Annotated in this window: 19 protein-coding genes; 7 read left to right on the top strand and 12 right to left on the bottom strand. The window is 67.2% G+C overall.

All coding sequences use genetic code 11. The features are described 5' to 3' along the window. Positions 1-135: 135 nt before the first annotated feature. The 6 genes from IP89_RS17505 to IP89_RS17530 all read right to left on the bottom strand — a co-directional run bounded on the left by IP89_RS17505 (position 136) and on the right by IP89_RS17530 (position 7478). Positions 136-1203 (bottom strand): GGDEF domain-containing protein, encoded by a 1068-nt coding sequence (locus tag IP89_RS17505; RefSeq protein WP_052081125.1) that lies wholly within the window; start codon positions 1201-1203, stop codon positions 136-138. A gap of 126 nt (positions 1204-1329) precedes the next feature. Beyond that, positions 1330-1776, bottom strand: coding sequence for an NfeD family protein (locus IP89_RS17510; protein WP_043310922.1), 447 nt, complete (start codon positions 1774-1776; stop codon positions 1330-1332). Beyond that, positions 1773-2696, bottom strand: a complete 924-nt coding sequence (locus tag IP89_RS17515) for an SPFH domain-containing protein (RefSeq protein WP_043310924.1) — start codon at positions 2694-2696, stop codon at positions 1773-1775. The genes IP89_RS17510 and IP89_RS17515 overlap by 4 nt, the downstream gene beginning before the upstream one ends. A 51-nt stretch (positions 2697-2747) precedes the next feature. Then, positions 2748-4532, bottom strand: a complete 1785-nt coding sequence (locus IP89_RS17520) for a GspE/PulE family protein (RefSeq protein WP_043310925.1) — start codon at positions 4530-4532, stop codon at positions 2748-2750. 35 nt (positions 4533-4567) lie between these two features. Further along, positions 4568-5932, bottom strand: a complete 1365-nt coding sequence (locus IP89_RS17525; protein WP_043310927.1) for an inorganic triphosphatase — start codon at positions 5930-5932, stop codon at positions 4568-4570. A 73-nt stretch (positions 5933-6005) separates the two neighbouring features. Beyond that, positions 6006-7478 (bottom strand): inorganic phosphate transporter, encoded by a 1473-nt coding sequence (locus tag IP89_RS17530; protein WP_043310928.1) that lies wholly within the window; start codon positions 7476-7478, stop codon positions 6006-6008. Between the two features lie 168 nt (positions 7479-7646). On the opposite strand from IP89_RS17530, the gene argE reads away from it, so the two are divergent. Both argE and argA read left to right on the top strand, forming a co-directional pair. Further along, on the top strand, positions 7647-8786 hold the full coding sequence (argE, locus tag IP89_RS17535; RefSeq protein ID WP_043310929.1) for an acetylornithine deacetylase: 1140 nt from the start codon (positions 7647-7649) through the stop codon (positions 8784-8786). A gap of 112 nt (positions 8787-8898) precedes the next feature. Beyond that, positions 8899-10197, top strand: coding sequence for an amino-acid N-acetyltransferase (gene argA / locus IP89_RS17540; protein ID WP_043310931.1), 1299 nt, complete (start codon positions 8899-8901; stop codon positions 10195-10197). Between the two features lie 54 nt (positions 10198-10251). On the opposite strand, the gene rmf is transcribed toward argA, so the two are convergent. The 4 genes from rmf to IP89_RS17560 all read right to left on the bottom strand — a co-directional run bounded on the left by rmf (position 10252) and on the right by IP89_RS17560 (position 15038). Further along, on the bottom strand, positions 10252-10449 hold the full coding sequence (gene rmf, locus IP89_RS17545; RefSeq protein WP_043311144.1) for a ribosome modulation factor: 198 nt from the start codon (positions 10447-10449) through the stop codon (positions 10252-10254). A 131-nt stretch (positions 10450-10580) separates the two neighbouring features. Next, on the bottom strand, positions 10581-12164 hold the full coding sequence (gene gshA / locus IP89_RS17550) for a glutamate--cysteine ligase (RefSeq protein ID WP_043310932.1): 1584 nt from the start codon (positions 12162-12164) through the stop codon (positions 10581-10583). Positions 12165-12314: 150 nt separating this feature from the next. Beyond that, positions 12315-12701: a PaaI family thioesterase gene (locus IP89_RS17555; protein ID WP_052081126.1), complete on the bottom strand. Its 387-nt coding sequence runs from the start codon at positions 12699-12701 to the stop codon at positions 12315-12317. 3 nt (positions 12702-12704) lie between these two features. Then, entirely contained in the window at positions 12705-15038 is a 2334-nt protein-coding gene (locus IP89_RS17560; RefSeq protein WP_043310934.1) for a Tex family protein, read from the bottom strand. Positions 15039-15210: 172 nt separating this feature from the next. On the opposite strand from IP89_RS17560, the gene ompR reads away from it, so the two are divergent. From ompR to IP89_RS17575, 3 genes are all read left to right on the top strand, one after another. Beyond that, a complete protein-coding gene (gene ompR / locus IP89_RS17565; protein ID WP_043310935.1) occupies positions 15211-15930 on the top strand; it encodes a two-component system response regulator OmpR in 720 nt (239 codons plus the stop codon). Between the two features lie 100 nt (positions 15931-16030). Next, positions 16031-17344, top strand: coding sequence for an ATP-binding protein (locus tag IP89_RS17570; protein ID WP_043310937.1), 1314 nt, complete (start codon positions 16031-16033; stop codon positions 17342-17344). A gap of 73 nt (positions 17345-17417) precedes the next feature. Then, positions 17418-21176, top strand: coding sequence for an EAL domain-containing protein (locus IP89_RS17575; protein ID WP_043310939.1), 3759 nt, complete (start codon positions 17418-17420; stop codon positions 21174-21176). Between the two features lie 13 nt (positions 21177-21189). Here IP89_RS17575 and rimK read toward each other — a convergent pair whose 3' ends face one another. Beyond that, the gene (gene rimK, locus IP89_RS17580) at positions 21190-22095 is read right to left on the bottom strand and encodes a 30S ribosomal protein S6--L-glutamate ligase (RefSeq protein WP_043310940.1); all 906 of its coding nucleotides are present in this window, start codon (positions 22093-22095) and stop codon (positions 21190-21192) included. Next, positions 22092-22559 carry an ATP-dependent zinc protease gene (locus tag IP89_RS17585; RefSeq protein WP_043310944.1) on the bottom strand — a complete coding sequence of 156 codons (468 nt, stop codon included), beginning with the start codon at positions 22557-22559 and terminating at the stop codon, positions 22092-22094. Before IP89_RS17585 ends, rimK begins: the two co-directional genes overlap by 4 nt. 98 nt (positions 22560-22657) lie before the next feature. Between IP89_RS17585 and IP89_RS17590 the strand changes: the two genes are divergently transcribed. Both IP89_RS17590 and hslO read left to right on the top strand, forming a co-directional pair. After that, entirely contained in the window at positions 22658-23047 is a 390-nt protein-coding gene (locus IP89_RS17590; protein ID WP_043310946.1) for an RNA-binding S4 domain-containing protein, read from the top strand. 145 nt (positions 23048-23192) lie between these two features. Continuing rightward, complete coding sequence (hslO, locus tag IP89_RS17595; protein ID WP_043310947.1) at positions 23193-24086, top strand: Hsp33 family molecular chaperone HslO; 894 nt, start codon at positions 23193-23195, stop codon at positions 24084-24086. The last annotated feature ends 9 nt before the right edge of the window (positions 24087-24095 follow it).

Below are 24095 nucleotides of genomic sequence, written 5' to 3' on the forward strand. Positions count from 1 at the left end.
CCCGCCCGCATATGAGGGTTCGCCCACGGGCGCACCGCCATATCCGGATCGTCGCCACAAGCGCCGATCCGGCCTCCCACGAAGTTGTACTGAAACCTTGCAGTAGCGGCGCACCACGAGTGCGCCGTTTTTTTGCTAGGGCAGGGTGTCCGAGATGCGGATTTCCCGGCTGGCGCTGACCAGGCAGTTGCGCCCCTGCTGCTTGCCGACATACAGGCGCGCATCGGCGCAGCGATACAGCTCGTCGGTGGTGGTGCCGTCCTGCGGCCACTGGGCCAGGCCGAAGGTGGCCGAGAGGGCGATCGGCTGCTCGCCATAATGCAGCGGGTGGCTGCTGACCAGCTCGCGCAGCGACTCCACCAGCGGCTTGGCGCTGTCGAGGTCGGTGCTGCGCAGCAGTAGGCCGAACTCCTCGCCCCCCAGGCGGCCGAGGGTGTCGGTGACGCGCAGGCGCTCCAACAACAGGTCGCAGATATGCCGCAGGGCATGGTCGCCGGCCTCGTGGCCCCAGCGGTCGTTGACGCTCTTGAAGTGGTCGATATCCATCACCACCAGCACCAGCGGGCTGTCGCTGCGTTGCGCCTCCTGCAGGGCGCGCAGCAGTTCCTGCTTGAAGTGGCCGCGGCTGGCCACGCCGGTCAGCGGGTCGGTCTGCGCCTGGTGCTCGATCTGCGAGAAGGTCACCGCGCGGCGGGTCTCGTAGAGGTGGACGAAGACCAGGATCAGCGCGCCGCAGAGGATGGCGTTGCCCGCATCGATCATCTGGTGGGCGCTCTGCGGCAGCGGGTAGCGCCAGTAGTAGAGCAGCAGGGCGATGGCGAGATAGGGCACCGCCAGGCGCAGGCCATGCTGCTTGCCGAGCAGCAGGTAGGACAGCAGCGGAATCAGGTAGGTCCAGACGAAGGCGCTGGGCGAGGCCTCCGGCATCAGGGTGATGTAGACCAGGAAGGCGCACACCGGCACCAGGTACAGGTAGATCCACAGTTCCAGGCGATGGGTCTTGTAGATGCCGCGCGAGGCCCACAGCAGCACGGCGCAGACCAGCAGCTCGAGCGTGGCGAACAGGGCGTTGTCGGCGATGAACTGCAGGATCGAGAAGCCGCCGATGGTCAGCCCGGTAGCGGCGAAGATCAGGCTCATCAGCGAGCGCCGTGCGCTGTCTTCCAGACCTGTCTGGCGGGGGCCTCTTGAGGGCGGTGGCATGGCGTCTTCCGGCTGACGTCTTGGGCTTTGCCGTGCAGGGTAGCCGATTCGGCCCCGCTGGACAAAAAGTGATCGGTTGGTGGGAGGCGAGTGACCAGCGCGAAGTCGGCTGGTCACCCGGAACGGCTAGAGCGGCTGCACGATCAGCAGTACACCGTTCTGGCCGGTGACCTGCACTTCGCTGCCGACCGGCAGGTCGGGCCCGCTGACCAGCCACAGGGTGTCGCCGGCCTTGATCTTGCCGCGCCCACCGACGATGGCCTCGTGCAGGACGAAGTTGCGGCCGATGAACTCACTGCCGCGACGGTTCAGCCCTGGCACGTCGGAGGGCTTGGCCGCACTGCGCTGGCGCTGCCACCAGAACACGGCGGTGAGCACCGAGAGCAGGGCGAAGACGATGAACTGCCAGGCCCAGGGCAGCTCCGGGAACAGGTAGGTGAGCACGCCGACCGTGGCGGCGGCCACGCCGATCCACAGCAGGTAGCCACCGGCACCGAACACCTCGAGGATCAGCAGCACGGTGCCGAAGGCCAGCCAGTCCCAGAACGACAGGTGCTGCAGGTACTCGATCACTTCTTGCCGTCCTTGTCGAAGGTGGCGCGCACGATCTCGCCGATACCGCCGACCGCGCCGATCACCTGGCTGGCCTCCAGCGGCATCAGTACCACTTTGCTGTTGTTGGCCGAGGCCAGCTTGCCCAGGGCCTCGACGTATTTCTGCGCGACGAAGTAGTTGACCGCCTGCACGTTACCGCCGGCGATCGCCTCGGACACCACGCGGGTCGCCTCGGCTTCGGCCTGGGCGGCACGTTCGCGGGCCTCGGCCTCGAGGAAGGCGGCCTGACGTTCACCCTCGGCCTCGAGGATCTGCGCCTGCTTCTTGCCCTCGGCGGTGAGAATCTCGGCCTGGCGCTTGCCTTCGGCTTCGAGGATCTGCGCGCGCTTGAGGCGCTCGGCCTTCATCTGGCTGGCCATGGCCTCGACCAGGTCGGCGGGCGGGCTGATGTCCTTGATCTCGATCCGGGTGACCTTGATGCCCCAAGGTGCGGTCGCCTCGTCCACGGTGCGCAGCAGGCGCTCGTTGATCGCGTCGCGCTGGCTGAGCATCTGGTCCAGCTCCATGGAGCCGAGCACGGTGCGGATATTGGTCATCACCAGATTGCGGATGGCGTGCTCCAGGTTGTTGACCTCGTAGGCCGCCTGGGCCGAGTTGATCACCTGGAAGAAGCACACGGCGTCGATGGTGACGATGGCGTTGTCGGCGCTGATCGCCTCCTGCGGCGGGATGTCCAGCACGCTCTCCATGACGTTGAGCTTGCGGCCGATGCGGTCCATCACCGGGACGATGATGTTGAGGCCCGGGGTGAGCGTGTTGGTGTAGCGGCCGAAGCGCTCCACCGTCCACTCGTAGCCCTGTGGCACCACCTTGAAGCCCATGAACACCACGGCCACGGCCAGGCCGACGAAGAGAAAGATCACACCACCGACTTCCATAAAAACTCCTTTTTCGCGGTTGGGTTGGGCGGGCACGTGGCCCGCTTTGGCTCACTTCTGTTCGCTCTGCGGGGTGACCCGCAGCACTTCCTCGATGGTGGTCTGGCCGGCGGCGACCTTCTGCGCACCAGACAGGCGCAGGCTGCGCATACCGTCTTTGAAGGCGGCGCGGCGCAGGGCGATGAGGTCGGTGTCGGCGCTGATCAGCGGCTTGATGCCGTCGTTGAGCAGCATGATCTCGTAGACCCCGGCGCGGCCGCGGTAGCCGGTCTCGCGGCATTCCAGGCAGCCGACGGCGCGGTGGGCGCCGGTCGGCAGCGGGGCGCTCCAGGGCCGGGTCAGCTCCTGCCAGCTCTCCTCACTCAACTCCACCGGAGCCTTGCAGTGCGGGCATAGGGTCCGCACCAGGCGCTGGGCCATGACGCCAAGAATGGTGGCCTTGAGCAGATAGTGCGGCACGCCCAGTTCGAGCAGGCGGCTGATCGCGCTGGGTGCGTCGTTGGTGTGCAGGGTGGAGAGCACCAGGTGGCCGGTGAGCGCCGCCTGGATCGCCATCTCGGCGGTCTCCAGGTCGCGGATCTCGCCGACCATGATGATGTCCGGGTCTTGGCGCATCAGCGCGCGCACGCCGGCGGCGAAGTTCAGGTCGATATTGTGCTGCACCTGCATCTGGTTGAAGGCACCCTCGATCATCTCGATCGGGTCCTCGATGGTGCAGACGTTCACTTCCTCGGTCGCCAGCTGCTTGAGCGTGGTGTACAGGGTGGTGGTCTTGCCCGAACCGGTCGGGCCGGTGACCAGGATGATGCCGTTGGGCTGGCTGGTCATGCTCTCCCAGCGGCGCAGGTCGTCCGGCGAGAAGCCGAGCTGGTCCGGGCTTTTCAGCAGCACTTCCGGGTCGAAGATCCGCATCACCATCTTCTCGCCGAAGGCGGTGGGCAGGGTCGACAGGCGCAGCTCCACCTCCCCGCCGTCCGGGGTCTTGGTCTTGATCCGGCCGTCTTGTGGTTTGCGTTTCTCGGCGATGTTCATCCGCCCGAGGTTCTTCAGGCGGCTGACCACCGCCATGGTCACCTGGATGGGGAATTGATAGACGTTGTGCAGCACGCCGTCGATGCGAAAGCGCACGGTGCCGGTCTCGCGGCGTGGCTCGATGTGGATATCACTGGCGCGCTGCTGGTAGGCGTACTGGAACAGCCAGTCGACGATATTGACGATGTGCGCGTCGTTGGCGTCCGGCTCCTGGTCCTGGGCACCGAGGTTGAGCAACTGCTCGAAGTTGCCGGCACTGCTGACCTTGATGTCCTGGGCATTGGCGCTGCTGACCGAGCGTGCCAGGCGGTAGAACTCGGTGGTGAAGCGCTGCAGGTCGGCCGGATTGACCACCACTCGCTTGATCGGGCGCTTGAGTACATGGGTCAGGTTGCTTTCCCAGCCATGCACGAAGGGTTGGGCGCTGGCGATGGTCACCGCCTCGCTATCCACCGCCACGGCGAGGATCTTGTGACGTTGGGCGAAGGCGAAGGACATCAACGGGGTCACCGCCGCCACGTCGATCTTCAGCGGATCGATGCGCAGGTACGGCTGACCGGCTAGGTTGGCCAGCCATACGGTGAGGCCCTCCAGGTCATGTTTCCTGCCAGGCCGCTGCAGGTCGTCGACCTGCTGGGCGGCGAGGAACTCCAGGGGGTGCAGCTGGGCGTTTCCCGAGGAGCGGCGCAGCATCATGCACTGCTCGGCCTGCTCCTGGGCCACACGCCCCTGGGCCACCAGTTCGCGGAGGATATCGTTGAGGTCGAGCCAGCGATCCTGGGCGGGTGAGGCGAGGGTGGACATGGAGCTCCCTTTTTTATGGCGACGGGGCGAGCAGCTTATTTCAGCAGCAGCTTCCAGGGTTTGAGCGTCGCCACAGTATGGGCCTGTGCCTGGCGAGCGGCCAGCACTTCGGCGTCGTTGCCACGACTGGCCAAGGCCTCCAGTTTGCTCAGCTCGCCGTACAGGCGGTCCAGCTCCGGCAGTTCCAGGATTTGACGCGCCAGGCGCAGCCAGGCTTGCAGGCGCTCGATGCGCGGCAGCTGTTCGGCCAGCGCCTCGGGGAACTGCTGGTAGTGCTTCAGGCGCAGGCCTTCGGCTTCTTCCGCCAGCAGGGTCGGCAGCCAGTTGCCCAGCGGTGCGCCGCCCTGGCGCTGGCCGCGGTTGTTGCGTTCGACGGTCCAGGCGCGGCCGAGCAGCCAGCGCGACAGTTGCAGCGATAGCAGGCCCCAGCGGTTGCCCAGCAGCTCGCCGGCGAACATGGCCGGGGCACTGCTGCGCAGCGCCTCGTCATCACGGCCAGCGGCCAGGCGTGGGCGCCAGTCGGCCAGCAGCGCGTCGAGACCTTCGCGCAGCTCGCGGCTGCAGGAGCGCGGTGCGGCCTGGCCGAGGCTGCTGAGCAGGGCGCGCAGGTCTATCAGCTGTTGCAGCCATTGCTCCAGCAGCTTCCAGTGGCCGTTCCAGCGGTATTGCTCGGCCAGGCGCTGGCTGCTGCCGAGCAGGTGCCAGGCGAGTGCGGCGAAGGCGTCGTCCAGCGCCATCTCGGCATTCAGCTCCGGCAGCGGCAGGCTCAGGCTGTAGCTGCCGGCGTCGAACAGGCGATAGCCGCGCTCGGCTTTGCTGATATCGCAGGGCATCAGCGGCAGGTCGGCGGCCAGTTCGCAGGCCAGTTCCAGCAGGGCGGCCGGTTCGCCTTCGCGTAGCTCCAGCTCCAGCTCGCAGATTTCCTCCTCACCTTCGCCGGCGACTACCTTGCCCAGGTCCAGGGCCGCCTCGATCACCGTCTTGGCCTTGCCGCGACCCCAGGCAATCTCGGCCTTCTGGCGGACGAAGTCGGTGGTGAAGATCGGCTGCAGGCTCTTCTTGTCCAGCTCGGCCAGGCTGGCCGGCCAGCAGTCGTCATTGAGCAGCTTGAGATCGAGCTTGGCCTTCTTCAGGTGCCAGTCCCACTCATTGCGCTCGGACAGCCCGGCCACGCTCTGGCCGCGGCTCTTCAGGGTCTGGATGAACTGTTCGCCGTCGCGGCGCAGGCGCAGGGCGACCTTGGCACCGGCCAGGTCGCGCTCGGCGGTGTCGTAGTACTGGTTGAACAGCTCGTGGGTCTGCCAGCCGGACTTGTTGCGCTTTTTCAGCAGCGGGTGGTCGCGCAGGGCGGCGAGGGTTTCGCGGCTGGCGCGCAGCTTGATCTCGGTTTCTTTGGCCATCTCGGGACTCTCTGAGCGATTCGGAAAACAACAAGGCCGCCCATGGGCGGCCTTGTCATGCGGCGGGCGGTGTTCAGACGAACAGCTTCACGCCCAGCCAGAACAGACCTGCCGACAGCAGGATGGTGGCCGGCAGGGTCAGCACCCAGGCCATCAGGATATTGCGCACTGTACCGAATTGCAGGCCGCTCTTGTTGGCGACCATGGTGCCGGCGACGCCGGAAGACAGTACGTGGGTGGTCGACACCGGCAGGCTGTAGATGTTGGCCATGCCGATGGCGATGGACGCGGTGATCTGCGCACTCATGCCCTGGGCGTAGGTCATGCCCTGCTTGCCGATCTTCTCGCCGACGGTCAGCACCACGCGCTTCCAGCCGACCATGGTACCGATACCCAGCGCCAGGGCCACGGCGAAGATCACCCAGGTCGGGGCGTATTCGGTGGTGGCGGTAAGGTCCTTGCGCAGTTTCTCGAGGTCGGCCTTCTCACGCTTGGCCAGGCCTTCGAGCTTGCCGACCTTCTTCGCGGTGTCATCCAGGCACAGCAGGTAGCGACGCACCTGGGTGCGTTTCTCGTGGTCCATCTGGTTGTAGTCGGTGACGCCGTCGAGGTCCTGCAGCAGGGCGACGATGGTCGGCTCGGTCAGCTTGGCATCGCAGCGGAACTGTGCCGGCATCTCGGTGGTGCTGTTCTTGCCCAGCGCCAGGTACTCGCTCAGCGAGTCGTGGTTGCGTGCATAGAACTGCTGCAGATGCTGGGCGGCGTCACGGGTACGCTCGATCTGGTAGGTGGTGCTGTTCAGGTCGAGGACGAACTTGGCCGGGACGATGCCGATCAGTACCAGCATGATCAGGCCGATGCCCTTCTGCCCGTCGTTGGAGCCGTGCACGAAGCTCACGCCCATGGCGGAGGCGATCAGCACCACGCGGTTCCAGAACGGCGGCTTTTTCTTGCCCTTGATTTCCTTACGGCTCTCCGGCGTCTCGTGCATCTTCGAGTCGGCGAAGGCGCGGCGCAGGCCGATCAGGATCAGCGCGGCGACGGCGAAGCCGGCCAGCGGCGAGAGCAGCAGCGACAGGCCGATGTCGATCGCCTTCTGCCAGTTCACCCCGTCGGCCAGCGGCACGTGGGTGAGCAGGGCGTTGGCCAGACCGACACCGAGGATCGAGCCGATCAGGGTGTGCGAGCTGGAGGCCGGGATACCGAAGTACCAGGTGCCCAGGTTCCAGGCAATGGCCGCGCTGAGCAGGGAGAACACCATCACCAGGCCGTGGGCGGTGTTGACGTTGATCAGCAGCTCGACTGGCAGCAGGTGGACGATGGCATAGGCCACGCCGATGCCGCCGAGGACCACGCCGAGGAAGTTGAAGATGCCGGAGGCAATCACTGCCAGGTGCGGCGGCATCGCCTTGGTGTAGATCACCGTGGCCACCGCGTTGGCGGTGTCGTGGAAACCGTTGATGAATTCGAAGGTCAGGACAAAGGCGAGGGCCAGCACCAGACTGATGGCAACCCAGGCATCGAGCCCGCTGAATATCTCGAACATGACGTTTTCGTGACCGGAAAAAGGGGCGCGAAGTATGCCAGAAGGCGGGAACTTTCGCTCGGCAGCACGTTTCCGAACGTGTCGGGTCGGACGAAAGGTCGTGCCGGCGCGGCGTAGGCAGCGCCCGCCGGGCTCTTTATGATGGGCGCAGAACGACGGAGACACGCCATGCCGCTTCCCTCTCTCAAGGATCAGTTTGCCGCGCTGATCGCCACGCCTTCGGTGAGCTGCACCCAGCCCAGCTGGGATCAGTCCAACCGCGCGGTGATCGAGCTGCTGGCCGGCTGGCTGGGCGACCTCGGCTTCGCCTGCGAGATCCAGGAAGTCGCGCCGGGCAAGGCCAACCTGCTGGCCAGCTATGGCAGCGGCCCCGGCGGCCTGGTGTTGGCCGGGCATAGCGACACCGTGCCCTTCGACGCCGCCCTGTGGCAGAACGACCCGCTCAAGCTCACCGAGCAGGGCGACCGCTGGATCGGCCTCGGCGTGTGCGACATGAAGGGCTTCTTCCCGCTGGTGGTCGAGGCGGTGCGCGGTCTGCTCGATCAGCCGTTCAAACAGCCGCTGCTGGTGCTGGCCACCTGCGACGAGGAGAGCTCGATGGCCGGCGCCCGCGCCCTGGCCGACGCCGGCCGGCCGCTGGGCCGCGCCGCGGTGATCGGCGAGCCGACGGGCCTCAAGCCGATCCGCCTGCACAAGGGCGTGATGATGGAGCGCATCGATATCCTCGGGCAGAGCGGTCATAGCTCCGATCCCAGCCTCGGCCACAGCGCCCTGGAGGCCATGCAGGACGCCATGGGTGCTCTGCGCGATCTGCGCGCCCAGTGGCAGCGCGAGTTCAACAACCCGCAGTTCGGCGTGCCGCAACCGACCCTCAACCTCGGCTGCATTCACGGTGGTGACAACCCCAACCGCATCTGCGGCCAGTGCGCCCTGGAGTTCGACCTGCGCCCGCTGCCGGGCATGGACCCGGAGCAGTTGCGCGCGGCGATCCGCAGCAAATTGCAGCCTCTGGCCGAGCGGCACCAGGTGAAGATCGACTACGCGCCGCTGTTCGCCAACGTGCCGCCTTTCGAGCAATCCGCCGACAGCGAACTGGTGCACCTGGCCGAGAAGCTCACCGGGCATGCGGCGCAGGCGGTGGCATTCGGCACCGAAGCGCCGTATCTTCAGCAGCTTGGCTGCGAGACCATCGTGCTCGGCCCGGGCGATATCGCCTGTGCTCACCAGCCGGGGGAATTCCTCGAGCTGGCGCGCATCGAACCGACCGTGGTTCTGCTGCGCCAGCTGATCCAGCACTACTGCCTATGACCCGTTCAGCCATGCGAGGCGTGCCGATGTTGCGACGACGCTAGACCGACCTTTGCTTCTCCCTCTGGAGAAGGCACTTCATCGCTCGTCCGTCCTTGCCTACAGGCCGCCCATGCACGACTACGTCAACTGGCTCCGCCACGCTTCGCCCTATATCAACGCCCACCGGGACTGCACCTTCGTGGTCATGCTGCCCGGCGAGGGTGTGGAACATCCGAATTTCGGCAATATCGTCCACGACCTGGTGCTGCTGCACAGCCTCGGCGTGCGCCTGGTGCTGGTGCACGGCTCGCGCCCGCAGATCGAAGCACGCCTGGCCGAACGTGGGCTGACCCCGCGCTACCACCGCGACCTGCGCATCACCGACGGTCCGACCCTGGATTGCGTGATCGACGCCGTCGGCCGCCTGCGCATCGCCATCGAGGCGCGGCTGTCGATGGACATGGCTGCCTCACCGATGCAGGGCTCGCGCCTGCGCGTATCCGGCGGCAACTTCGTCACTGCGCGGCCGATCGGCGTGGTCGATGGCATCGACTATCACCACACCGGCGAAGTGCGCCGGGTCGACCGCAAGGGCATCGGCCGCCTGCTCGACGAACGCAGCATCGTGCTGCTCTCGGCGCTCGGCTATTCGCCCACCGGCGAGATCTTCAATCTGGCCTGCGAGGACGTCGCTACCCGCGCCGCCATCGACCTGCAGGCCGACAAGCTGCTGCTGTTCAGCGCCGAGCGTGGCCTGATCGACGAGAGCGGCAAGCTGGTGCGCGAGCTGCGCCCGCAGCAAGTGCCGGCGCACCTGGCGCGCCTGGGCAGCTGCTACCAGGCCGAGCTACTGGACGCCGCCGCTCAGGCCTGCCGCGCCGGGGTCAAACGCAGCCATATCGTCAGCTACATGGAAGACGGTTCGCTGCTCACCGAGCTGTTCACTCGCGACGGTGGCGGCACCCTGGTCGACCAGGAGCAGTTCGAGTCGCTGCGCGAGGCGACCATCGAGGACGTTGGCGGCCTGATCGAGCTGATCACCCCGCTGGAGGATCAGGGCATCCTGGTGCGCCGCTCGCGCGAGGTGCTGGAGCGCGAGATCGGCCAGTTCAGCATCGTCGAACGCGACGGCCTGATCATCGCCTGCGCCGCGCTCTACCCGATCGCCGATTCGGAGACCGGTGAGCTGGCCTGCCTGGCGGTGAATCCCGAGTATCGCCACGGCGGCCGCGGCGACGAGCTGCTCGAGCGCATCGAGGAGCGCGCCAGGGCGCTGGGGTTGAAGACCCTGTTCGTGCTCACCACGCGTACCGCCCACTGGTTCCAGGAGCGCGGCTTCGAGGCCAGCGGCGTGGAGCGCCTGCCGGTGGCGCGTGCGTCGCTGTACAACTATCAGCGCAACTCGAAGATCTTCGAAAAGGCTCTTTGAGCCAGCGCTGAAACGACAAGGGCCGCAATTGCGGCCCTTTTTCATGGGGGAGGATCAGGCGCTGCGGCGCTGGTGCTGGAGGTACTGCTCGTTGCCGTCGTCCCAGCCAGCCTCCCAGGCCGCGGCCAGTACCTCGGCGGGGTAGGGCTGGGCATGTTGCGGCTGGCCGGTGAGTCCGGCCATGTAGCCTTGCTGGTAGGCCTTGTTCAGGCTTTCCAGGCTCCAGTCGTGATTGTCTTCGGCGGGCGTCATGGCGATGGCCAATGCGGGTTTCCCCACAGGCTAGCCCCTGGCGCGGCCGCCGACGTGCCGCTGGTCAGGGCCGAGCGGTCGACGTGGCGGTTTTGTGACGGAGTCCCGCTAGACGCGCCAGGTGCCTGATTTCAAACGCCTATGCCGAGGATGCTGGCCTGGTAGGCGGCGACGAAGGTGTCGAAGTCGCCGGTTGGTGCGCTCTCCAGCTCGGCCTGCTCGGCCAGCGACGTGCTGGCCATGCTCTCGAACAGCTGTTCCTCGTCGGCGCTCAGCGGCTGGGCGCGGAAGGCCGCGGCGTGGGCCTTGCTCTGGCGCAGGGCGAAGTCGCGGAAGCTCTCGCCGCGCTGCAGCTCGGCCAGCACCTGCGCCGACGGCGTCAGACTGACGTCTTCCACCTTCCGCTGCTGCAGCTGCAGGGCCTGGCTGTAGGCCTCGCCACCGTAGGCGCGGTCGAGCAGGGCGGCGATAGGAGCGAAGGCCTCCAGCAGTTCGCCGGCCCAGCTCTGCAGCTCGACCTGCTGGCCGTCGCGTTGCAGGTGCAGGCCGGGGCGGCGGCCTTCCTTGACGGTCTTGAGGAAGTTGTCGGTGCAGCTGCGGCATTCGCCGCCGGCCAGTTGCGGGCTGTCGGACAGCGCGCAGAACAGGATGAAGGCGTCGAGGAAGCGCGCCTGGTCCAGATCGATGCCCAGCGGCAGGTAGGGGTTGATGTCCAGGCAGCGCAGCTCGACGTACTGCACGCCGCGGCTCATCAGGGCCTGGATCGGCCGCTCGCCGGAGTAGGTGACGCGCTTCGGACGGATGCTCGAGTAGTACTCGTTTTCGATCTGGATGATGTTGGTGTTGAGCTGCAGCCACTCGCCGTTGGCGTTCTTGGTGCCGACCTCGGCGTAGGCCGGGTAGGGAGTGGCCACGGCCGCGCGCAGGCTCTCGGTGTAGCTGGCCAGGTCGTTGTAGCAGGGGGTGAGGCCGGATTGGGCGCTGCTCTGGTAGCCCAGGTCGCTCATGCGCAGGCTGGTGGCGTACGGCAGGTACAGGGTGTCGGCATCCAGCTGCTGCAGCTGGTGCGGGCGCCCGCGCAGGAAGCTGGCGTCCAGCGCTGGCGAGGCGCCGAACAGGTACATCAGCAGCCAGCTGTAGCGGCGGAAGTTGCGGATCAATGCGATGTAGCCGGCGGACTGGTAGTCGCGCGCGCTCTGCGTGTCGCCATCGAGCTGCTGCAACAGCGGCCAGGCACCCTCGGCCAGGCTGAAGTTGTAGTGGATGCCGGCGATGCACTGCATGGTGCGGCCGTAGCGCAGGGCCAGGCCCTGGCGGTACACGTACTTGAGGCGACCGATGTTGGAGCTGCCGTAGCGGGCGATCGGGATGTCTTCTTCCGCGGGCAGCAGGCCGGGCATCGACGGGCTCCACAGGTACTCGCCGTCCAGGCGGCTGGCGGCGAAGCGGTGGATGCGCTCGAGGTCGGCCAGGGTGTCGGCCGGGTCGGGCTCGGCCGGGGTGATGAACTCCAGCAGCGCCTCGGAATAGTCGGTGGTGATCTGCGCATGGGTCAGCGCCGAGCCCAGGGCCGCCGGGTGTGGCGTCTGCGCCAGGGCGCCCTGTTCGGTGACGCGCAGGGTCTCGCGTTCGATGCCGTGCAGGCTGCGGGTGAGCAGGGACAGGTGGGCAGCATCGCCGAGCAGAGCCAGGCGGCGGTTGAGGAGATCGCTCAAGATTCTTGTTCCTTCACTCGACGGTCGCCCCTATATGGGGGTGGAGCCGCCACACTGCAAGTCGGGTACGCGGACGGACGCTGTCGCCTGACCGGAAGGGGAGGATGCGCCGACAGCCAGGGTCGGCGCAATCCCGAGGCGCTGGCTCGGTTATTTGCAGATGAAGGTGGCTTGGGCGCTGGCCACCAGCTTGTCGCCCTGGCTGGCGCGCGCCTCGATCACGTGCACCTTGCGCCCGGCGTTGATGACCTTGGCGATGCACACCACCTCGCCATCCTCGACGGCGCGGATGTAGTTGATCTTGCACTCCAGGGTCATGCTGCCGGCCTCGCCGCCGAACAGGCTGTGGCTGGCCTGGCCGAGGGCGGTGTCGAGCAGCGAGAACAGTGCGCCGCCGTGCATGCGCCCGTGCAGGTTGAGCATCTGCTCCTGCATGTTCATGCGCAGCTCGGCCTCGCCGTTCTCAGCGCGCAGGATGCGGATGCCGAGCAGGCGGCTGAAGTTACTGTCCTTACCGACGGGCGATGCGTCACTCATGGCTTATTTCCTCAGCTGCTTGGCATTGGCGAACAGCGAGGCCATGGCCGCGTTGGCCGGGGCCGGTTTGTCCTGGCTGGAGTGGCGTTCGCTGCGCGGCTGATTGCCGCCGCGGTGGTGCCCACCGTTGCCGCGAGCACCACCGCGCGGGCCATCGACCTTCTCGCCAGGGGTATCGCTCATGCGCATGGTCAGGCCGACGCGGTTGCGCGGGATGTCCACTTCCATGACTTTCACTTTGACGATATCGCCGGCCTTCACGACTTCATACGGGTCTTTGACGAACTTCTCCGACAGCGCCGAGATGTGCACCAGGCCGTCCTGGTGTACGCCGATATCGACGAAGGCGCCGAAGTTGGTGACGTTGGTCACCACGCCTTCGAGGATCATGCCCGGCTGCAGGTCCTTGAGGCTCTCGACGCCTTCCTGGAACTCGGCGGTCTTGAATTCCGGACGCGGGTCGCGGCCCGGCTTGTCCAGTTCCTTGAGGATGTCGGTGACGGTCGGCAGACCGAAGCTCTCGTCGGTGAAGCGCTTGGGATCCAGGCTGCGCAGGAAGCTGGAGTCGCCCAGCAGCGAGCGCACATCGCGGCCGGTGCCTTCGGCGATGCGCTGCACCAGCGGATAGGTCTCCGGGTGCACGGCGGAGGCGTCCAGCGGGTTGTCGCCGTTCATCACGCGGAGGAAGCCGGCGGCCTGCTCGAAGGTCTTCTCGCCCAGGCGCGGCACCTTCTTCAGGTCGGCGCGCGAGGCGAAGGCGCCGTTGGCATCGCGGAACGCCACGATATTGCTGGCCAGCGTGCTGTTGAGGCCGGAGATGCGCGCCAGCAGGGCGGCGGAGGCGGTATTCACATCCACGCCGACGGCGTTCACACAGTCCTCTACTACCGCGTCCAGCGAGCGCGCCAGTTTCAGCTGGGACACGTCGTGCTGGTACTGGCCGACACCGATGGATTTCGGGTCGATCTTCACCAACTCGGCCAGCGGGTCCTGCAGGCGGCGGGCGATGGAGACGGCGCCGCGCAGCGACACGTCCATATCCGGGAATTCGCGGGCGGCCAGCTCGGAAGCGGAGTACACCGAAGCGCCGGCCTCGGAGACCATGACCTTGGTCAGCTTGAGCGCCGGCAGCTTCTTGATCAGGTCGATGGCCAGCTTGTCGGTCTCGCGGCTGGCGGTGCCGTTGCCGATCGAGATCAGATCGACTGCGTGCTTGGCGCACAGCTTGGCGAGGATGGCCAGGGTGCCGTCCCAGTCGTTGCGCGGGGCGTGCGGGTAGACGGTGGCGGTTTCCAGCACCTTGCCGGTGGCGTCGACCACGGCCACCTTGCAGCCGGTGCGCAGGCCGGGGTCCAGCGCCAGGGTGGCGCGCGGGCCGGCCGGGGCGGCCAGCAGTAAGTCATGCAGGTTGCGGGCGAACACGGTGATCGCCTCGTCCTCGGCCTTCTCGCGCAGCTCGCCGAGCAGGTCGGTTTCCAGGTGGGTGTAGAGCTTGACCTTCCAGGTCCAGCGCACCACTTCGCCCAGCCACTTGTCGGCGGCGCGACCGCGCTGTTCGACGCCGAAGCGCTCGGCGATCATCAGCTCGCAGGGGTGCATGGTGCCCGGGGCTTCGTCGCCGACCTTGAGGCTGGCGCCGAGGATGCCCTCGTTGCGGCCGCGGAAGATCGCCAGCGCACGGTGCGACGGCACGCCCTTGAGCGCTTCGTCGTGTTCGAAGTAGTCGCTGAACTTGGCGCCTTCGGCCTCTTTGCCAGCGACCACGCGGGCGCTGAGGGTGGCTTCGTTCTTCAGGAAGGAGCGCAGCTTGTCGAGCAGGCTGGCGTCCTCGGCGAAGCGCTCCATGAGGATGTACTTGGCGCCTTCGAGCACGGCCTTGATGTCGGCGAAGCCCTTCTCGGCGTCGATGAAGCGCTCGGCCTCGGCTTCCGGGTTCAGGCTCGGGTCATTGAACAGGCCGTCGGCCAGCTCGCCGAGGCCGGCTTCCAGGGCGATCTGGCCCTTGGTGCGGCGCTTCTGCTTGTACGGCAGGTAGAGGTCTTCGAGGCGGGTCTTGGTGTCGGCTTCGTCGATCTCGCGCTTCAGTTCGGGAGTCAGCTTGCCCTGTTCCTCGATGCTGGCGAGGATCGCGGCGCGGCGCTCGTCCATCTCGCGCAGGTAGCGCAGGCGCTCTTCCAGGTGGCGCAGCTGGGTGTCGTCCAGGCTGCCGGTCACTTCCTTCCGGTAGCGGGCGATGAAGGGCACGGTGGAGCCTTCGTCGAGCAGGGCCACGGCGGCGGCGACCTGTTGCGGGAGGACGCCGAGTTCGGCGGCGATACGCTTGTTGATGCTATCCATGAACACTACCTGACAGAAAAGCCACGCCGACTGGCCGACGCGAAAGCGCCGCATTATAAACACCGCCTCGAAAGGCGATGGGAACCGTTCGGGGAAAAATCTGCTAACAATGGACGGGCCGCCGCGCGCCGGTGCTGGGCGATAATGCCGGCCTACCTGGACAGGAGAGAACATGAGCAACGAAGGCGAAAAGATCCTCATAGTCGACGACGACCCCGGCCTGCGCCGCCTGCTGGAGCGCTTCCTCAGCGAGCAGGGCTACCGCGTGCGCGCGGTGGAGAACGTCGAGCAGATGGACCGCCTGCTGGCCCGCGAACTGTTCCAGCTGCTGGTGCTCGACCTCATGCTGCCGGGCGAGGACGGCCTGTCCGCCTGCCGCCGCCTGCGCGAGGCGAACAACCAGGTGCCAGTGATCATGCTCACCGCCAAGGGCGACGAGGCCAGCCGCATCCAGGGCCTGGAAGGCGGCGCCGACGACTACCTGGCCAAGCCGTTCAACCCGCGCGAGCTGCTGGCGCGGATCAAGGCTGTGCTGCGCCGCCAGGCGCCAGTGGTGCCGGGTGCTCCGGCCAGCGAGGACGAGACCGTCAGCTTCGGCGAGTACGAGCTGTCGCTGGCTACCCGTGAGCTGCGCAAGGGTGAAGAGCTACACATGCTCACCACCGGCGAGTTCGCCGTGCTCAAGGCCCTGGTGCAGCACGCCCGCGAGCCGCTGACCCGCGACAAGCTGATGAACCTGGCCCGCGGCCGCGAGTGGGACGCGCTGGAACGCTCCATCGATGTGCAGATCAGCCGCTTGCGTCGCCTGATCGAGCCGGACCCGTCCAAGCCGCGCTACATCCAGACCGTCTGGGGCGTGGGTTACGTCTTCGTGCCGGACGGCGCCAAGTAGGCTGGATGACGCCGCGCGCGGCGGCTGTCGCGCTGCGAACCCTGGTGGAGACGGCCAACGATCGCCTCCACCTTTCCTCGAATGACGCATCCGGTCTTCCATGAAAACCCCGCTCTGGTTCCCGCAAAGCTTCTTCGCCCGCACCCTGTGGCTGGTGCTCATCGTCGTGCTGTTCTCCAAGGCGCTGACCCTGGTGTACCTGATGATGAACGAGGACATGCTGGTCGACCGCCAGTACAGCCACGGCGCGGCGCTGACCCTGCGCGCCTACTGGGCGGCGGAGCCGGAGGACCGCGACCATATCGCCGAGGCCGCGACCCTGACCCGCGTGGCGCAGGACAAGGTGCCGGCCACCGAGCAGCACTGGCCGTACTCCGAGGTGTTCCTGCGGCAGATGCAGGCCGAGCTGGGCCCGGACACCGAGGTGCGCGTACGCGTGCAGAGCCCGCCGGCGTTGTGGGTGCGTGCGCCGAGCCTGGGGCCGGACTGGCTCAAGGTGCCGCTGTACCCCTATCCGCTGCGTGGGCAGAAGATCTGGAGCGTGCTCGGCTGGTTCCTCGGCATCGGCCTGCTGTCCACTGCGGCGGCGTGGATCTTCGTGCGCCAGCTCAACGCACCGCTCAAGCGCCTGGTGTTCGCCGCCCGCCAGTTCGGTCAGGGGCGCAGCGTGCGCCTGCCGATCAGCGATACGCCGAGCGAGATGACCGAGGTCTATCGCGCGTTCAACCAGATGGCCGAGAACATCGAGGGTGGCGCGCGCGAGCGCGAGCTGATGCTGGCCGGGGTGTCGCATGACCTGCGCACGCCGCTGACGCGCCTGCGCTTGTCGCTGGAGCTGATGAGCAGCGACGCCGAGCTGACCGAGGACATGATTCGCGACGTCGAGGACATGAACGCCATCCTCGACCAGTTCCTCGCCTTTATCCGCGACGGCCGCGACGAGAAACCGGAGATCTTCGACCTTGGCGACCTGGTGCGCGAGGTGGTCGCGCCCTACAACCAGCAGAGCGAGCAGGTGCGCCTGTGTCTGGAGCAGCTGCCGCTGTTCCCGCTGCGCCGGGTCTCGATCAAGCGCCTGCTGGTCAACCTGCTGGAGAACGCTCTGCGCTACGGCGGCCAGGGCGTCGAGGTGGTCACCAGCCTGGCCGGCGACGAGAGCGCGCCCTACGTGGTGCTCAGCGTGCTCGACCGCGGTCCGGGCGTGGCGCCGGAGGAGATGGGCGAGATCTTCAATCCCTTCATCCGCGGCGACCGTGCCCGTGGCGGCAAGGGCACCGGCCTGGGCCTGGCCATCGTCAAGCGCATCGCCTCGCTGCACGGGGGCAGCGTGGAGCTGCGCAACCGCTCCGGTGGTGGCCTGGAAGCGCGTATCTGCCTGCCCCTGGGTCTGCTGCTGCCGCGCGACGCCAGCTAAACCGCTGCCGATATGAGCCGGCCGCTCTAGCCGGCCTGATCTATGCTGCTCTGGTGTTTCGCGCGAGGTCAGCATGGTTGTAGATTCCGCCCGACTGCCGAGTTGGACCTGGTGGCTGCCGTTGCCGCTGCTCAATCTGGCCACCTGGCTATCGCTCTCGACCCAGTTCGCCGCGGGGGCGGCGCTCTGCTACCTGCCGTTCGCCATCGGCCTGTGTCTGGTGCTCTGGTGGGGCCCGCGGGTGCTGCTGGCGCTGTACCTCAACGCTCTGCTCTGCGCGCCGCTCTGGGGCCTGGATTGGCATTGGGCGCCGCTCTACGCATTGCCGGAGACCCTGGCCATCGGTTTCGCCTGGCTGGCCCTGGGCCGGCGCGGCAATGCCGCGCTACCGGATGTGGCCAACCTGCTGCGCTTCGTCCTGCTCGGAGTGCTGGCGCCGGCGCTGCTCGGCGCCCTGTTGATCCAGGCGGGCCTGCTGCTCAGTGGCCAGCTGGAGGGCGGGCGCTGGCGCGAGACGATCCTCGAGTTCTGGCTGCTGGACAGCCTCACCGCCCTAGCCGTGTCCCTGCCGCTGCTGTGCCTGCTGACCCGTCGCCTGCGCAAGCGCGGCTGGGCCTTACTGACCGGTCCGGCGCTGGGCGAGGAAGGCGTCGGCGTGCGGGTGCTGCCCTGGTGGCTGTTGCCGGTGCTGCTGGCCGTGCTGCCGCTGGCGCTGTGCTTGCTGCCGCTGCTGCTGATCCTGCCGCTGATCGGCGTTTTGCTGCTGTCCCTGGCGCTGCTCTGGGGCTTTGCCGGGGCGCTCTGGGGTACGGCGCTGACGGCCCTGGCGGTCATGCTGCTGCCACTGGCCGGGCGTCTGGGCGGCGAGCTGGAGCTGGGCGCGCCGCAGCGCCTGGAGATGCATTTCAGCGTGCTGCTGCTGATGCTCGCCGCGCTGCTGGTGGGGCGCGCGCTCGGCGATCTGCGCAACACCCTGCGGCGCACGGCGGAAATGCAGAAGGAGCTGGCCCTGGCCAACCTGGCGCTGCAGGCCTGCCCGCTGGGCGTGTCGATTTCCGACCTGCGCCAGCCCGGCGTGCCCTTCATCTACTGCAACCCGGCGCTGGAGCGTATCAGCGGCTACTCGCGCGAAGAGATACTCGGCGCCTCCAGCCGCCTGCTGATCGACCAGGACGAGTCGCAGAGCGGCCTTCTGCGCGTGCGCCATGCCATGCGCCACGGCGTGCCGCACCAGGAGGTCCTGCGCAACTACCGCAAGAACGGCCAGCAGTTCTGGAACGAGGTGACGGTGGCACCGCTGCTCGACGAGCAGGGCCAGGCCACCCATATCGTCGCGCTCAATTTCGATGTCAGCGAGCGCGAGCGCCTCGGCGCCGAGCTGGCCCAGCGCCGCGAGGAGCTGCTAAGGCAGACCCACCTGCTCAGCCAGACCGAGGAACTGGCCGACATCGGCGGCTGGGTGCTGGACCTGGCCAGCCAGCGCATGTATTGGACCGACGGCTGCTTCCGCCTCAACGAGCTCGATCCGGCCGGCGGTGCACCGGACATGCAGGGCTCGCTGGACCGCTACGATCCACCCAGCCAGCAACTAATGAACGAGACCCTGCAGCAGATCCTGGTCAGCGGCGATCCGTTCGACCTGGAAGTGCGCTTGATCGGCGCGCGCGGCACCCAGCGCTGGGTGCGCCTGAAGGGTTTCGTGGAGTTCGACGACGATCAGCCGGTGCGCCTGTACGGCGCGATCCAGGACATCAGCGAGCGCCGCCGCGCCGAGCGCCAGCTGCGCGAGCGCGACGAATGGCTGCGGCTGTTCTTCGAGGCGCCCCTGATCGGCATGGCCATGGTCAGCCCGCAACGGCAGTGGCTGGAGGTTAACTTCAAGCTGTGCCAGATCCTCGGCCGCAACCGCGACGAGCTGCGCGCCAGCCGCTGGCTGGAGATCAGCCACCCGGACGATATCGAGCGTGAGGAGGCGATGTTCGCCGCCATTCGCAACAGCGAGCGCGACGACTACGAGCTGGAGAAGCGCTTCCTGCGCAAGGACGGCAGCATCGTCTACACCCGCCTCAGCCTGCGCGCGGTACGCGACAAGGAGGGCAAGCTGGAGGCCTGCCTGACTCTGGTCGAGGACATTACCGCGCGCTACGAAGCGGAGGCGCGCTACCGCACCCTGGTCGAGCATGCGCCGGAGGCCATCCTGCTGTTCAGCCCGGAGGGTGGCATCATCGATGCCAACGCCAATGCCCTGCGTCTGTTCCATTGCAGCCGTGGCGACCTGCTCGGGCGTACGCCGAGCGAGCTGAGCCCGGCGCGGCAGCCCGACGGGCGCGCCTCGGAGGCGGCGGGGCGGGCCTACGTCGAGCAGGCCATCGCCGGTGCGACGCCGGTATTCGAGTGGCTACACCGCGACTTTGCCGGGCGCCAGCTGCCCTGCGAGATCCGCCTGGTGCGCATGCCGGGCGAGCCGCTGCTGCTGCGTGGCAGCGTCATCGACATCTCCGAACGGCAGCGCTACCAGCGTGAGATCGAACGCCTGGCCTACAGCGACGAGCTGACCGGCCTGCCCAATCGCCGCCTGCTGCAGGACCGCCTGGAGCACGCCATGGCTCGCGAGCGCCGCGAGGGCAGTTTCGGCGCGCTGCTGTTCATCGACCTGGACCATTTCAAGACGGTCAACGACAGCCTCGGTCATCCAGTAGGCGATGCGCTGCTCAAGGAAGTAACGGTGCGCCTGGCCAGCCATCTGCGCGCCGAGGACACCCTGGCGCGGCTCGGTGGCGATGAGTTCGTGGTGCTGCTCGAGACCCTGGCCGACAACCCGGCGCTGGCCGGCGAGATGGCCGCGGAGGTGGGCGACAAGTTGCTGGCCGGCCTGCAGTCCAGCTTCCAGATTCACGGCCACGACCTGGCGGTGACCGCCAGCATCGGCATCACCCTGCATCCGCTGCCCGGGCAGGACGCCGCCGACGTGCTCAAGCAATCCGACACCGCCATGTACCGGGCCAAGCACTCCGGACGCAACGCCCTGCATTTCTTCGCCCCGGAGATGCAGGCGGTGATCGACCAGCGCCTGCAGCTGCAGAGCGAGCTGCGCCTGGCCATGAGCCGCGAGCAGCTGTATCTGGTGTTCCAGCCGCAGCTGGAGCTGGCTAGCGGCCGCGTCTCCGGCGCCGAGGTGCTGGTGCGCTGGAATCATCCGGAGCGCGGTGATATCCCGCCGGCGCAGTTCATTCCGCTGGCCGAGGAAACCGGGCTGATCCACGACCTCGGCCACTGGGTACTGGAGCACGCCTGCGCCAGCCTGGCGCGCTGGCAGCTCGACTGGCCGCAGCTGGTACTGGCGGTCAACCTCAGCCCGCGCGAGCTGCGCGAGGCTGATTGCGCCAAACGCATCGGCGACTGCCTGCGCCGCCATGGCTTACCGCATGGCGCGTTGGAGCTGGAGATCACCGAGGGTGTGCTGCTGGAGGATGTCGAGCGCTGCATCGCCACCATGCATGCGCTCAAGGCGCAGGGCGTGCGCTTCGCCATCGATGACTTCGGCACCGGCTATTCGTCGCTGACCTACCTCAAGCGCTTGCCGCTGGACCGGCTGAAGATCGATCGCAGCTTCGTCCACGACCTGGAGGGTGACGGCAGCGGCGCGATGCTGGTGGAGACCATCCTGGTGATCGCCCGCAACCTGGGCCTGGAGTGCGTGGCCGAGGGTGTGGAGAACGCCGCGCAGCTCGCCTGGTTGGAGCGCCAGGCCTGCGCCCTGGGCCAGGGTTTCCATCTCGGCCTGCCGATGGCGGAGGCGGATTTCCTGCGCTGGCTGGTCGCCAGGGGCTAGCGGAGGGCGCGGCTCAGCCGCGGCCCTTGGTGCGGGTCTGCCCCGGCATGGCGTTCTTTTCCAGGTACTGGATGATGATGCCGGCCACGTCATGCCCAGTGGTGGTCTCGATGCCTTCCAGGCCCGGCGAGGAGTTCACCTCCATCACCAGCGGGCCGTGGTTGGAGCGCAGGATGTCGACGCCGGCCACCGACAGGCCCATGACCTTGGCCGCGCGGATAGCGGTCATGCGCTCTTCCGGAGTGATCTTGATCAGGCTGGCCTGGCCGCCACGGTGCAGGTTGGAGCGGAATTCGCCGGGTTTGGCCTGGCGCTTCATCGCCGCGATCACCTTGTCACCGACCACGAAGCAGCGGATATCGGCACCGCCGGCTTCCTTGATGTACTCCTGGACCATGATGTTCTGCTTCAGGCCCATGAAGGCCTCGATCACCGATTCGGCGGCTTTCTCGGTTTCGCAGAGCACCACGCCGATGCCCTGGGTGCCTTCCAGCACCTTGATCACCAGCGGCGCGCCGTTGACCATCTGGATCAGGTCGGGAATGTCGTCCGGCGAGTGGGCGAAGCCGGTCACCGGCAGGCCGATGCCCTTGCGCGACAGCAGTTGCAGCGAGCGCAGCTTGTCGCGCGAGCGGCTGATCGCCACCGACTCGTTGAGCGGGAAAACGTCCTGCATCTCGAACTGGCGCAGCACCGCGCAGCCGTAGAAGGTCACCGAGGCGCCGATGCGCGGGATCACCGCGTCGAAGCCTTCCAGCGGCTGGCCGCGGTAGTGGATCTGCGGCTTGTGGCTGGCGATGTTCATGTAGGCACGCAGGGTGTCTATCACCACCATCTCATGGCCGCGCTGCGTGCCGGCTTCCACCAGGCGACGGGTCGAGTACAGGCGCGGATTGCGCGACAGGATGGCGATCTTCATTGGGCACCGGAGGGAATGGGGAGCTGCGGTTTGTCTTGTACGTAGGTGAGCGCCGGGTTGACCACCAGCTGGCCGTCGACCAGCGCATGGGCGCCGAGCAGCACGCGGTAGCGCATGGTCTTGCGGCAGGCCAGGGTGAAGTCCACCGGCCAGCTGTGATCGCCCAGGGTCAGCTGGGTACGGATCACGTAGCGCTCCTGGGCCTGGCCATTGGAGCTCTTGATGGTCTTCACCGTGACCACCTTGGCCTCGCACGGGTGGCGACGCTGCACCAGGGTGCCGAAGTGCGCGGTGAAGCGGACCCAGCGCTGGCCATCGCGCTCGAACGGCACGATGTCGCTGGCATGCAGGGTCGAGGTGCTGGCGCCGGTGTCGATCTTCGCGCGCAGGCCGATCATGCCGAGCTCCGGCAGGTTGATCCACTCGCGCAGGCCGATCACGGAAAGGTGGTCGAAAGTCTTCAATGCAGGCTTCCATGGACGATGCAGGCATTCTAGATGCGCCATGTGACAACTGCATCAGGCAAGATTCACACCGTGAACCACGTTTTTCTGGACGAGCGATGAGCGAAAAAGACGACGACAAGGTGCGCCTGGACAAGTGGCTGTGGGCGGCGCGCTTCTACAAGACCCGCTCCCTGGCCAAGGAGGCCATCGAGGGCGGCAAGGTGCATTGCCGTGGCGAGCGCTGCAAACCGGGCAAGGAGCCGAAGCTCGGCGACGAATATGTCATCCGCGCCGGTTTCGACGAGCGGACCGTGGTGGTGCGGGCGCTGTCGATGGTGCGTCGTGGTGCGCCGGAAGCGCAGCTGCTCTATGAAGAGACCGCCGACAGCATCGTCCGGCGCGAGCAGGCCGCAGCCCTGCGCAAGGCCGGCGCCCTCGGCGTGCAGACCGACGGGCGGCCGAACAAGAAGCAGCGCCGCCAGCTGCTCGGGCTGCGCGGCGACTGATGCGGCAAGGCCGGCCATCGCCGCATGGCTTGGATGCGCCGGCGTTTGTACTTAAAATCGGCAACATTCCCAGGGTCACTACTTCTCGGCGCGCTCGTTTGCAGGCGCCGATGGCCCGTCATCCCTTTTCGCCAGGCGGTTTGCGATGCATCAGTTCGACTTCACCCAGCGCTTCATCTTCGATGACAACGATGTCCGCGGTGAGATGGTCAGTCTCGCCGAGAGCTACCTGCACGTGCTGGCCAAGCACCCCTACCCGCAACCGGTCGCCCAGCTGCTGGGCGAGATGCTGGCCGCCGCGGCGCTGCTGGTCGGCACCCTCAAGTTCGATGGCCTGCTGATCCTCCAGGCGCGCTCCTCCGGGCCGGTGCCGCTGGTGATGATCGAGTGTTCCAGCGATCGCGAAGTGCGCGGCATCGCTCGTTACGACGCCGAGGCCGTCGACGCCGGTGCTGGCCTGCGCGAGCTGATGCCCGATGGCGTGCTGGCGCTGACCATCGACCCGGCCAAGGGCCAGCGCTACCAGGGCATCGTCGAGCTGGAGGGCGAGACCCTGGCCGACAGCCTGACCGCCTACTTCGCCACTTCCGAGCAGCTGCCGACGCGTTTCTGGCTGCGTGCCGATGGCCAGCGTGCGCGCGGCCTGCTGCTGCAGCAGCTGCCGCCGCACCACCAGACCGATGCCGACGTGCGCCAGGAGAGCTGGAACCACCTGCTGACCCTGGCCGACACCCTGAGCGCCGAGGAGCTGCTGGGCCTAGACAACCAGACCCTGCTGCATCGCCTCTATCACCAGGAAGAGCTGCGCCTGTTCGAGCCGAGCCTGCTGCAGTTCCGCTGCAGCTGCTCGCGTGAGCGTTCGGCGCGGGCCTTGGTCAGTATCGGCCAGGCCGATGCCGAGGCGCTGGTGGAAGAGAGCGGCGGCCAGGTCGAGATCGACTGCCAGTTCTGCAACCAGCGCTACCTGTTCGATGCCAGCGATGTCGCCCAGCTGTTCGCCACCGGCGACAGCCAGGCGCCGTCGGAAACGCGCCACTGAGTTCGATAG

Origin of the sequence: Pseudomonas sp. ML96, from assembly GCF_000761545.1 — a bacterium.
GTDB lineage: Bacteria > Pseudomonadota > Gammaproteobacteria > Pseudomonadales > Pseudomonadaceae > Aquipseudomonas.